Raw genomic sequence first — 12,366 nt, 5'->3', positions numbered from 1 at the left:
TATAAAGCACAATCTTGTCACCCGGAATTCATTTCAGGGTCTCACCACAATAATAAACTATGAAAGAATACTATGTTTTATCATTACTAATAAATTCAGAACAACATTTTATGTTGGTGTAAGTAATGATTTAAATAATAGAATTTCACAGCATAATAATCATGACGGTTCAATATTCACATCAAAATATAATCTAACAGATTTGATTTACTTTGAAGTTTTTAATGAAATTAATCAAGCTATTATTAGAGAAAAACAACTTAAAAATTGGAAAAAAGAGTGGAAACTGAATTTGATAAAATCCACCAATCCTAATTTAGAAACCCTAAAATTATTTTAGTTACTTGTGAGATGCTGAAACAAGTTCAGCATGACAAGAACTCATAAAAAAAAGTCCTCAATTGAGGACTTTTTACTATTTAACAAATTCTAAAACCGTTGAAGTTATAAAATCAATCTGATCTTTTCCTAATTCGGTATGCATTGGTAAGGCAATAACCTGATCTGCAAACATATTGGTTACCGGAAAATCAACATCATTATAGCGAGCATCGGCATACGCTTTTTGCTTGTGTAACGGAATTGGGTAATAAATAGCACACGGAATTCCTTTCTCTTGTAAATGCGTTAAAAGGGCATCGCGTTTTCCGTTGGTAATTCTCATAACATATTGGTGAAAAACGTGATCGTCTCCATCGATATCAAATACCGGTGTAATAATGTTTTCATTTACAGAAAAAGCATCGTTATAAGCCTTTGCAGCATTTTTTCGAGCTGTATTGTATTTATCTAAAAGTGGTAATTTAGCATTTAAAACTACTGCTTGAATACTGTCTAAACGTGAATTCACACCTACAACATCATGATGATAACGTTCGTACATTCCGTGGTTTACAATTCCGCGAATAGTATGCGCCAACTCGTCATCGTTTGTAAAGATCGCACCGCCATCGCCATAACATCCTAAATTTTTAGAAGGAAAAAACGATGTTGCTCCTATATGACCAATAGCGCCAACTTTTGTTTTAGTACCGTTTGCTGCCGTATAATTCGCCCCTATTGCCTGCGCATTGTCTTCTATCACAAATAAATTATGTTCTTTTGCTAAATCCATAATCGCGTCCATATTTGCAGCGCGACCAAATAAATGAACCGGAACAATAGCTTTGGTTTTTGGTGTAATGGCTTTTTTAATGGCATCTACCGAAATGTTCATAGAATCTTCTTCCACATCAACCAAAACGGGAACCAATCCTAACAAAGCAACAACTTCAACCGTTGCAGCAAAAGTAAAATCGGCAGTAATAACCTCATCTCCCGGTTTTAAACCCAAGCCCATCATGGCAATTTGCAAAGCATCAGTTCCATTAGCACATGGAATTACGTGTTTAACGCCCAAATACTGTTCTAAATTCTTTTGAAACTCATGAACTTTTGGTCCGTTAATGTAGGTTGTTGTGTCCAACACTTCTTGAATACCGGCGTTTACAATTTCTTTTATATCATCGTATTGACTTTTCAAGTCAACCATTTGTAGTTTTTTCATTATTGAAAATTTGATACGCAAAGGTAAAAAAACCGCTCGAATTATTTTATAGTTAGCCGTTTAAAACAACATTTTTTAAAGCTTCTAACGCTTTTGGATAGATGTTCTTAAAATAGTCTAAATATTCATCGATTACATCAATATCAACAGTAACTTTTGTGTTACCGTTATTTTCTGTAAACGTATAATTTTCGTGACCTCCCGCCCATTTCTCAACCATTTCGCCTTCAGTAACTTCTTCATTACCCTGAACAAAACCGTAATGACGAACTGATACGAAAACTGCAGGATTATTTTCTTCAACCTGCGAAATCATCCCAGCTTTCTCCCCTTTTTCATCGGTTCCAACAAAATAAATTTTGGCGCCTTTGTTCCAGCTGCCTTCATAAGTTGATGTTGGGTTAAAAACCGATGCCCAGCTTTCGTAGGTGCTTTTATCATTCAAACCAAGCATTGCTTCATAAACTTTCTGTGCTGGTGCCGGAATATCAATTGTAAACTGTAATTTTTCCATTATAATAATTTTTGTGATACTTTAAATGTTCATTGTAACTCAAATTTAATAAATTATCATCTTTAAAATCTTTTCATAAGACAATTTATTAGGTAATTTGTATTTTTACAGCAATAATAAATTTACATGAAATTTCTTTATCAGTTAGGCATCAATTTAGCGGCATTTTTACTGCCTTTTTCACGATTTTTCAGCCCGAAAATGAAATTGTTTGTCGATGGCAGAAAGCAATCCTTTGCTGTTTTAGAAAATAAGATCGATAAAAATCAAGAATTCATTTGGTTTCATGTAGCTTCGTTAGGCGAATATGAACAAGGTTTGCCGGTGATGGAAGAAATCAAAACAAAATATCCCGAATATAAATTATTACTGACATTTTTTTCTCCGTCGGGATTTGAAATCAGAAAGAACAACAAAGTTGCCGATTACACTATTTATCTTCCGTTAGATACAACGCAAAATGTAAAACGATTTTTAGATATTGTGCAGCCTAAAATGGTGTTCTTTATTAAGTATGAATTTTGGCCGAATTATTTGTACGAACTTAAAAACAGAAATATTCCTACTTATTTAATTTCAGGGATTTTCCGTAAAAATCAATTATTTTTTAAATGGTATGGTGGTTTTTACAGAAAAGCGTTGCAAAGTTTCAATCATTTTTTTGTTCAGAACGATGCGTCTGCTCAACTGCTTAAATCGATCAATTTTAATAATTCAATCGTAAATGGCGATACACGTTTTGACCGTGTGGCACAGATTGTAGAACGTGCACAACCGCTAAATTTTATTGCGGAATTTAAAAACAATACCACAACAATTGTTATTGGCAGTTCGTGGATCGATGATGAAACAATTTATCTGCCGTACCTTTACAATAGTAAAAACATTAAATTTATTATTGCACCGCATAATATTAAAGAAGAAGAAATTACTCGACTGATTTCTAAAATTGATAAAAAAACGGTTCGATATACTAATTACAAAACCGAAGATTTGAAAGATGCCGATGTTTTTATTATTGATACTATTGGAATTTTAACGCAGATTTACGCTTATGCAGATATTGCGTATGTTGGCGGTGCTTTTAAAACCGGATTACATAATATTTTAGAACCTGCAACTTATGGAACACCTGTGGTTATTGGTCCGAAGTTTTCAAAATTTCAAGAAGCAAAAGATTTGGTTGCTTTAGGAAGTTGTTTGGTTGTGAACAATACAGAAGAATTAGTTTTGACTTTTAACCGTTTAATTTCTGATCTTAATTACAGAAAGGAATTAGGACAAAAAAATCGAGAGTTTGTTCTGAAAAATAAAAACGCTACTAAAGTTATTATGGATTTTGTTGAACGAACTCAAAACTTATAAAAAATTCAATTCATGATAAAATTCGAACTCTTAAAAACCGAAACCATTCCTGCAGTTGTAAACCTAATGATTGATTTTTATGCAATTGACGGATATCCTATCAATAAAGAAAACACTACAAACCTTTTTTTAGAATTTATAAATAAACCTGAAGCCGGTAAATGTTTTGTAATTAAATACAACAACGAAATTTGTGGTTATACAATTTTGGTTCAGTTTTTTAGTTTTGAAATGAGCGGAAATGTGCTTTTGTTAGATGAACTGTATATCGACAATAATTATCAGGGAAAAGGAATCGGTAAAAAAGCAATGGAATTCATTAAACAATTCGCACAAGAAAACAACTACAAGAAAATTGTTTTAGAGGTGGAGCCACACAATCAACGTGCTATCCAACTATACGAAAAAGAACAGTTTAAAAAACACAAACGCGATTTAATGATTTTTCCTTAAATCTTTATCCAGTAAAAACAAAAATCCAAAACCAATTACATAGCAAAGTAAATCCCACCACGAAAACGATGTTCCTATAACAATTCGCGCCAGCTTGTTATCTTCTAATCCTAAAACAGTTACCAATTTAAAATACTGGCCAATTTCTACAGCAAAGGCAAATGTCAAGGTAAACCACGCAATATAAATAGGCTTGCAGTTTACAAAAGCCCTTATAAAATAATACACAAACCAAATTACAATAATATCGCCCACAAACGGACGAATAAAATTATCGTGTACAAAAAGCGCAATGCAAACTTCTACCGCAAAAATGACCAGCATTAGTACAAAATAGCGCAAATTAAATCTTAAAAACTTCATAAATGCAGGCTAATAAACATCAAACATAAAAAAATCGTTTTAAAATTCGTACCTTGGGCATTCAAATTTTTCACTCTTTTAACAAATCTAAAAAATGAAAAAATTACTACGAGCTATCGTATTATTAGTTTCGTTTCCAATTTTTGCCCAACAAGGTGGCATGTGGGTTCCTTCTTTATTAAAAGGAATGAACGAAAAGGAAATGAAAAGCCTTGGAATGAAAATGTCGGTTACCGATATTTATGATGTTAACAATTCTAGCTTAAAAGACGCGGTTCCGCAATTTAACGGCGGCTGTACCGCAGAAGTTATCTCATCTAAAGGATTATTGCTTACAAACCACCACTGTGGTTACGGCGAAATCCAATCGCATTCAACGGTAGAACACGATTATTTACAAGACGGTTTTTGGGCTAAATCTTACGAAGAAGAATTACCAAATCCAGATCTTGAAGTTACTTTTATTGTAAGCATTCACGATGTTACCAAAGAAATAATGAACGGTGTTGATGCTATAAACGGTGAAGCTGAAAAGAAAGCTGCGGTTCAGAAAAACATTAACGATTTACAGAAATCATACAAACGCGAAGCTTGGCAAAGTGTTATGATTCGTACCTTTTTTGAAGGAAACCAATACATGCTGTTTGTAACTGAATCTTTTGAAGATGTTCGTTTGGTTGGTGCACCACCATCATCCATCGGAAAATTTGGATCGGATACTGATAACTGGGTTTGGCCACGTCATACCGGAGATTTCTCTTTGTTTAGAATTTATGCCGATAAAAACAACCGACCTGCAAAATATTCTAAAGATAACGTGCCTTACACACCGAAACATTTCTTACCAGTTTCGATTAACGGTGTAGAACAAAACGATTTTACAATGGTTTACGGTTATCCGGGCAGAACGCAAGAATACCTTCCTTCTTTTGCAGTGGAACAAATTGTGAACGATTTAAATCCGGCAAAAATTGAAATCCGTGACAAAGCGTTGAAAGTTGCCGATGGATTTATGCGTCAGGATCAGGCAATCAAAATTCAGTATGCTTCAAAATACGCTAGCATCGCAAACTACTGGAAAAAATGGATTGGCGAAAGTCAAGGTTTAAAAAAATCGAATGCCGTTGCGATTAAAAAATCGTTTGAGCAAGAGTTCATTAAACGTGCAAACGAAAAAAATAAAATGAACGAATACGGTAATTTACTGCCACAGTTCGAAAAAATCTACAAAGAAATCACTCCTTATACATTAGCACGCGATTATTTCCAAGAAGTTGTTTTAAGAAATAACGAATTATTATCGGTTGGTTTCCGTTTGTATCAGTTAGAAAACGCTTTTACAAAAGGTGGTGAGCAAGCTTTTAACGACCGTAAAGACAATTTAGTTAAAGGATTAGAATCTTTATATAAAGATTATAATAAAGATGTTGACCACGGAATTTTCAATGAAACAGTGAAATTGTACGGAACTAAAGCGCCTGCAAACCTTACGCCTTCATCTATTAAAGATAAAGATTATGTTGCTTTAGGTAACGATATTTACAGCAAATCTGCATTAACATCTTACGACGGTTTAAAAAAATTAATGAACGGAAAAGCTGCCGATGTGGTGAAAAACATGCAGAAAGATCCTGGTTATGCATTAGCTAAAAGTTTAGCAGACAATTATTTTAGCAACATTGCACCAAACTACGATAAAATGGCTTTAGAACTAGAAAGTTTGCAACGTACGTATATGAAAGCGCAATTGGAATTGTTTCCTGATGCCCGTATTTTCCCAGACGCCAACTCAACTTTACGCGTTACTTACGGAAAAGTAAACGGCTACCAACCGAGTGATGCTGTTACTTACAGCCATGTTACTTATTTAGATGGGGTGATGGAAAAATATGTTCCGGGTGATTATGAATTTGATGTTCCGCAAAAACTGATTGATTTGTATAACACCAAAGATTTTGGTCCGTATGCAGATAAAAACGGGAAATTACCTCTAAACTTTATTGCTACCAACCACACAACAGGCGGAAATTCTGGTTCACCAGCAATTGATGCGCACGGTAATTTAATAGGTTTAAATTTTGACCGTGTTTGGGAAGGAACTATGAGCGATATTCATTACGATCCGGCTATTTGCAGAAACATTATGGTTGATGCTCGCTATATTTTGTTCGTTATTGATAAATATGCGGGTGCAAAACACCTTATTGAGGAGATGAAAATAGTAAAACCTAAAGAAACAAAGAAAGCAAAGCGCTAAAAAACAGCTTTTTACGCACCATAAATATTTTATAAAAAAAAATACAAAAAAATATTGTGGTATTAAAAAATTCATATCTTTGTAGAGAATTAATAATTAACTTTTATAATTAAAAAAATGAAAAAATTAGCATTATCATTAGTATTAGTAGCTTCAGTTGCATTCGTATCTTGTAAAGATACAGCTAAAGAAACTACAACTGAAGAAACTACAGTTGAAACTACAACTACAGAAGCTCCAGTTGTTGAAGAGGCTCCAGTTGTTGAAGAAACTACTACTACAACAGAAACTACTACTGAAGCTGCTCCAGCTACAGAAGCTGCTCCAGCTACAGAGGCTGCTCCAGCTAAGTAATTTCTAGTTAAGATAGAAAACTAATTAAGCCTTGCATTGCAAGGCTTTTTTGTTGGATTAAATTCTGATTATAAAAACCTGTCGGAAATTTATCTTTTTAAAGATTCTTCACTTCATTTCATTTCGTTCAGAATGACTGAAAAAATCAACTTATAAAGATTATAGAAATTAAGGTTTTAAAATCAATCATTAAATAAAATAAAATCAAATAAAAAAGGATGCTTCAATTGAAACATCCTTTTTTATTAGTTAACCGTTGTTGGGTTTAACGGTATTGCCAAATCTTGCTTAATAAACTCGCCACCAATCATTGGAATAAACAAGCGGTTGTATTTGTGACCTTCTGTTTTAGTATGTAATACACCACGTGTTGTATTCATTGTAAACATTGCCAACTCTTGTAACAAGCCTTTAGGTAAAATTAATTGCTCGCCTTTAACGAAGAATTCCCATCCTGCAGGTTCAAATTCAAATTCACAAGAAACAGCTACATCAATAACTTCAACTTTGTCTAATAAAAACTTGAATTTAGCAATAGTTTTTACAAACTTTTTGTCATTGTTAACGCCAAACTGAAAATCAAAATTTAAATCTAAAGTTCCGTTTTCTGTGTCAACTTCATTTACTTTAAATTCTTCTGTTGTAATATTAATTAATCTGAAATTAATATTTACCGGTTGTTCACTCATAATATTTATTTGATATTTAATTATTCAATTCTTTTAATTGTTCCAGATAACATCGATCGTTTGATAATCGTGGAATTTTATTTTGTCCGCCCAATTTATCTTTTTTGCTTAACCATAAATGAAAAAGATCCGGTTGTGCTACATTTAAAACCAATTCATTCAAGGTCATGCTGTTGTAACGTTTGGCTTCGTAATCTGAATTTATTCCCTGTATATTTTCATCGAGTCTTTTTGTAAAAGCCTTTAAATCATCAGGATTTTTTTTAAATTCAATCATCCATTCATGTGCGCCTTTTTCTTTATCCTTCATAAAAACAGGCGCTACCGTATATTCAACAATATCTACGTTAAATTCTTTCGCTGTTTTTGCTATGGCTGTATCGGTATTTTCGATCATTAATTCTTCGCCAAAAACATTAATGTAATGCTTGGTTCTGCCCGTAATTTTAATTCGATACGGACTTAACGATGTAAAACGAACGGTATCGCCAATTAAATAACGCCATAACCCGGAATTGGTGGTTATTACTACGGCGTAACTTTTATTGATTTCAACACCCGCTAAAGATACTGTTTTTTGGTTAGATGTACCAAAGGTATCCATTGGAATAAATTCATAAAAAATTCCATAATCTAACATTAGCAACATATCGTCGGCATTATTTCGATCCTGAATGGCAAAAAATCCCTCGGAAGCGTTGTAATTTTCGTAAAAACGGAACGAATCTTTAGGAAACATTTTTTTGTACTGATCGCGATACGGTTCAAAACTAATTCCGCCGTGAAAATAAACTTCGGCATTTGGCCAAAGTTCCAGTAAATTGTTCTTTCCGGTATCTTGCAAAACATTATTCAGCAAAACCATTAACCACGAAGGCACACCAAGCAAACTGGTAACATTTTCGTTTTTGGTTTCTTTAACAATGGCTTTCATTTTCTCTGTCCACTCATTCATTAAAGATGTTTTATGGCTTGGTGTTGATCCCAATTCTGCCCACAACGGTAAATTATCAATCAATATGGCAGACAAGTCGCCAAAAACCGTGTTGTTATCCTCGTACAACTGCTTGCTTCCGCCTAAACGTAAACTTTTTCCTGTGAAAAGTTGAGATTCCTCGTTATTATTCAAATACAAACACAGCATATCTTTACCGGCTTTGTAATGACAATTCTCTAAAGCATCGGAACTTACCGGAATAAACTTACTTTTAGCATTGGTTGTACCGCTCGATTTTGCAAAAAACCTAATTGGTTCTGGCCAGTAAATGTTTGCTTCGCCTTTGCGGCTACGTTCAATTAAAGGCTCTACATCTTCGTAGGCTGCAACCGGAACGCGGTCTGCAAACTGTTCGTAGGTTAAAACAGATGAAAAATCGTACTTCTTCCCTATTTCGGTATGCTTTGCCCGCTGAATTAAATTCAACAGCAATTCGTTTTGTACTTCGTGCGGATATTTCATAAACAATTCAATCTGATGAATACGTTTTTTTAAAATCCACGAAACAATAGAGTTAATAATAGATAATGCCATGTGCTTTTAATTGTGCTAAAATGCAAAATATGCTTATTACTTTGTACTTTTACAATTCATTCAAAAATAAAAAAAATCTAATGCAATACGAAGGAGTTTTAAATAAAATGCACACCGAATTTTTAAATCCTATACAATATTATCTGGTTTTTGAACAAGCGTTTATTAATATGAATCAAGTTATTAACAAACAGATTGAAATTCAGCATATTGGTTACCAATGTTTAAATTGCAAAAAAGAGAAAAAAATTTTTAGACAAGGTTTTTGTTACGATTGTTTTATGAAAAGTGCTGCTGCCGGCGATTGGATCATGCGTCCGGAATTAAGCACTGCACATTTAGGTATTGCCGACCGAGATTTAGCGTATGAAGAAAAAGTGCAATTGCAACCACATATTGTTTATTTAGCTGTTGCTAGCGATTTAAAGATTGGTGTGACTAGAAAAACTCAGGTTCCTACAAGATGGATTGATCAAGGTGCATCGTTTGCGATTGCAGTTACCGAAGTTCCTAACCGATATTTAGCAGGAATTACAGAAGTTGCTTTAAAAAATCATTATACCGATAAAACCAACTGGCGAAAAATGTTGCTGAATCAAATTTTTAATGTTGATTTGAATGAGGCTGTTAAGAATATTGAACAGTTTTTACCTGTCGAAATTATTCCGTATTATAAAGAAACCAATCACGAAATTTATGAATTGAATTATCCGGTTGAAAAATACCTTACAAGCTGTAATAGTTTAAATTTAGATAAAACTCCGAATTATTCCGGCAAATTAATCGGTATTAAAGGACAATATTTATTGTTTGAAGACGGAACAGTTTTTAATGTTAGAAGCTATGAAGGCTATAAAGTAAATGTGAGTGTTTTGTGATTGTATCTTTTTAAAGGTGTCACAAAGCACTACTTACTTTTCCTCTCAAAATAATTACTCATAACCGTTACAAAACTTATAATAGTTGCAGTACTTACCGGCATAATAATCGCAGCAACTAATGGCGATAAATTGTTAGACAATGCAAAGCTTAACCCGACAATATTATAAGTAATTGCAAAGCAATAACTCATTTTAATGGTTTTCATGGCATTTTTTGCAAAATTTAAAAAGTAAGGCAGTTTAGTAAAAACCGATGCATCAATAATAGCATCGCTGGCTGGAGTGAAAACATTTACGTTTTCTGAAATCGATATTCCTATATCACTTTGGGCTAATGCACCGGCATCGTTTAAACCGTCGCCAATCATTAATACGTTATGGTTTGCAAGCTGTAAATTTTTAATAAAATTCAGTTTATCATCAGGTTTCTGATTAAAAATCAAACGGGTATTTTCAGGAACCAATCGTTCCAACATACGTTGTTCGCCGTTATTATCGCCCGAAAGCACATATAATTTGTAATTTCTGTTTTTCAGTGTATCAAATAATTCCTTAATTCCTTCGCGGTATTTGTTTTCGAACACATAAAAACCTTTGATTTTATTATTTATGCTGATATAAACTTTAGTTTGATTGATTTCAGAAGCATCTGTCGCTCCTACCCAATTTGCCGAACCAATTTTCAACGTTTGATCCTTAAAAGATCCTTCGATACCTTTTCCTGCAACTTCCTGATAATGCACAGGTTTTTCGATAGACGTTTCCGGAAGAATCAAATACAACCGTCGGCTTAAAGGATGGTTTGAACCTCGCACAATGTTTTTCACAGCTGTTAAATCATCTTTTGAAAGCGGATCGCCCACGTATTTAATCTGCTGGTTTGTGTTTGATGTCAGCGTACCCGTTTTATCAAAAACAACTGTATCAACTTTAGAAAGCTGTTCAATTACGGCGGTATTCTTCAAATAAAACTTTCGTTTTCCCATTAATCGAATCACATTTCCCCAGGTATAAGGCGCAGTTAATGCCAAAGCACACGGACATGCAACAATTAAAACGGCGGTTAAAACATTAAACGCATTGTTAAAACTTGTAAAACTCCACCCAATAAAACCAATAATAGCAATGGTTAACAAAGCCGGCGTAAAAATATGGCTGGCTTTATCGGTAATAGTCTGTATTTTTTGAGAAACTTTTTTCTGAAAAACCTCATTACTCCACAACTGCGTCAGGTAACTTTGCGAAACCGTATTTATGGCTTCAACAGTCACGGCGTTACCTACCTGCTTCCCGCCCGCATAAATTTTATCACCCGATTTTTTCTCAACCGGAACGGCCTCACCCGTTACGAAACTATAATCAATAAAAGCGGTATCAGATAGCAGAATAGCATCAACAGGAATTAATTCTTCATTGCGAATCAACAATTGATTTCCTCTTTCGATTTCATAAACCTGAATGGGAATTTCCTTTTGCTGATCTATTTTTGTTACTGCAATTGGGAAATACGACTTGTAATCTCGTTCAAACGATAAAAAATTATAAGTTGTTTGCTGGATTAATTTGCCCGAAAGCATAAAGAAAACCAAACCACACATACTGTCTAAAAATCCGGCGCCGTCTTGAAAAAAGATATCAACCAAACTGCGTACAAACATGACGATTATTCCCAATGCCATAGGAATATCAATATTATATGCCTTGGTTTTTATGCTGTGATAAGCCGATTTATAATAAGGGGTTGCCGAATAAAGAAAAACGGGCAATGCCAAAAGTATGTTGAAATATCTGAAAAAATCGCGGTATTGGTGCATCCAAACATCTTCTACATTAAAATATTCGGGAAATGAAAGCAGCATAACGTTTCCGAAACCAAAAAAAGCCACGCCAATTTTGTAAAGTAAACCGCGATCTATCAACTTTGGTTTTGCATCGTATTGTTCTAGACTTATGTAAGGCTCGTAACCGATTGACGCCAAAAGCAACACCAGATTTTTCAATGATATATTTTCGCTATTATAGGTAATACTTACTTTTTTTTGCGAAAAAACTACCTGTGAATGAGTTACGGCAGGGTTTAAAGTATTCAGGTTTTCTAAAATCCAGATACACGAACTGCAATGAATATACGGAATGTACAAACGGATAATCTGCGTGGATCCTTCCTTAAAATCAAGCAGTTTGTCGGCAATATCTGTATTATCCAGATAATTATATTTAGAACCAAAATCTTTTGGTGCGGCTCCCGGATTTTTTTCAAAATCGTAATAAGTGCCTAAACCGTTTTCCGAAAATAAATCGTAAACTGTTTGGCAGCCTTTACAGCAGAAATCCTTATCATTAAAAACAATTACCTCATTTTTAACGATATCATTTCCACAATGATAACAATTCAACATTTCTTTTTGCTTTA

Annotated in this window: 12 protein-coding genes; 6 read left to right on the top strand and 6 right to left on the bottom strand. The window is 33.9% G+C overall.

Going from position 1 to position 12,366, the window contains the following annotated elements:
• Position 1 precedes the first annotated feature (1 nt).
• Positions 2–340 (top strand): GIY-YIG nuclease family protein, encoded by a 339-nt coding sequence (locus BM253_RS09700; protein ID WP_317040947.1) that lies wholly within the window; start codon positions 2–4, stop codon positions 338–340.
• A 75-nt stretch (positions 341–415) separates the two neighbouring features.
• On the opposite strand, the gene BM253_RS09695 is transcribed toward BM253_RS09700, so the two are convergent.
• Positions 416–1,546: a DegT/DnrJ/EryC1/StrS family aminotransferase gene (locus BM253_RS09695; protein WP_091523024.1), complete on the bottom strand. Its 1,131-nt coding sequence runs from the start codon at positions 1,544–1,546 to the stop codon at positions 416–418.
• A 52-nt stretch (positions 1,547–1,598) separates the two neighbouring features.
• Entirely contained in the window at positions 1,599–2,060 is a 462-nt protein-coding gene (locus BM253_RS09690; protein WP_091523020.1) for an SRPBCC family protein, read from the bottom strand.
• A 126-nt stretch (positions 2,061–2,186) separates the two neighbouring features.
• Here BM253_RS09690 and BM253_RS09685 point away from each other — a divergent pair, with 126 nt between their 5' ends.
• Together BM253_RS09685 and BM253_RS09680 are read left to right on the top strand one after the other, a co-directional pair.
• Complete coding sequence (locus BM253_RS09685; protein WP_091523017.1) at positions 2,187–3,425, top strand: 3-deoxy-D-manno-octulosonic acid transferase; 1,239 nt, start codon at positions 2,187–2,189, stop codon at positions 3,423–3,425.
• A 12-nt stretch (positions 3,426–3,437) separates the two neighbouring features.
• Positions 3,438–3,878: a GNAT family N-acetyltransferase gene (locus BM253_RS09680; RefSeq protein ID WP_091523013.1), complete on the top strand. Its 441-nt coding sequence runs from the start codon at positions 3,438–3,440 to the stop codon at positions 3,876–3,878.
• Here the strand turns inward: BM253_RS09680 and BM253_RS09675 are convergent.
• Positions 3,861–4,241, bottom strand: coding sequence for a ribosomal maturation YjgA family protein (locus BM253_RS09675; RefSeq protein ID WP_177205760.1), 381 nt, complete (start codon positions 4,239–4,241; stop codon positions 3,861–3,863). The two genes, BM253_RS09680 and BM253_RS09675, sit on opposite strands and share 18 nt — an antisense overlap.
• 94 nt (positions 4,242–4,335) lie before the next feature.
• Here BM253_RS09675 and BM253_RS09670 point away from each other — a divergent pair, with 94 nt between their 5' ends.
• Both BM253_RS09670 and BM253_RS09665 read left to right on the top strand, forming a co-directional pair.
• Positions 4,336–6,498 (top strand): S46 family peptidase, encoded by a 2,163-nt coding sequence (locus BM253_RS09670; RefSeq protein WP_091523009.1) that lies wholly within the window; start codon positions 4,336–4,338, stop codon positions 6,496–6,498.
• 117 nt (positions 6,499–6,615) lie between these two features.
• Positions 6,616–6,852 (top strand): hypothetical protein, encoded by a 237-nt coding sequence (locus tag BM253_RS09665; protein ID WP_091523006.1) that lies wholly within the window; start codon positions 6,616–6,618, stop codon positions 6,850–6,852.
• Between the two features lie 245 nt (positions 6,853–7,097).
• On the opposite strand, the gene BM253_RS09660 is transcribed toward BM253_RS09665, so the two are convergent.
• Entirely contained in the window at positions 7,098–7,541 is a 444-nt protein-coding gene (locus BM253_RS09660; protein ID WP_091523003.1) for a hypothetical protein, read from the bottom strand.
• Positions 7,542–7,557: 16 nt separating this feature from the next.
• Positions 7,558–9,072, bottom strand: coding sequence for a GH3 auxin-responsive promoter family protein (locus tag BM253_RS09655; protein ID WP_091522999.1), 1,515 nt, complete (start codon positions 9,070–9,072; stop codon positions 7,558–7,560).
• An 80-nt stretch (positions 9,073–9,152) separates the two neighbouring features.
• On the opposite strand from BM253_RS09655, the gene BM253_RS09650 reads away from it, so the two are divergent.
• Positions 9,153–9,950 (top strand): DUF2797 domain-containing protein, encoded by a 798-nt coding sequence (locus tag BM253_RS09650; protein WP_091523110.1) that lies wholly within the window; start codon positions 9,153–9,155, stop codon positions 9,948–9,950.
• Positions 9,951–9,979: 29 nt separating this feature from the next.
• Here the strand turns inward: BM253_RS09650 and BM253_RS09645 are convergent, their stop codons facing one another.
• A complete protein-coding gene (locus BM253_RS09645) occupies positions 9,980–12,352 on the bottom strand; it encodes a heavy metal translocating P-type ATPase (RefSeq protein ID WP_091522995.1) in 2,373 nt (790 codons plus the stop codon).
• Positions 12,353–12,366 lie beyond the last annotated feature (14 nt).

The organism is Paenimyroides ummariense, from assembly GCF_900115115.1.
Taxonomy (GTDB): Bacteria; Bacteroidota; Bacteroidia; order Flavobacteriales; family Flavobacteriaceae; genus Flavobacterium; species Flavobacterium ummariense.
This window is presented reverse-complemented; position numbering and strand designations above follow the sequence as displayed.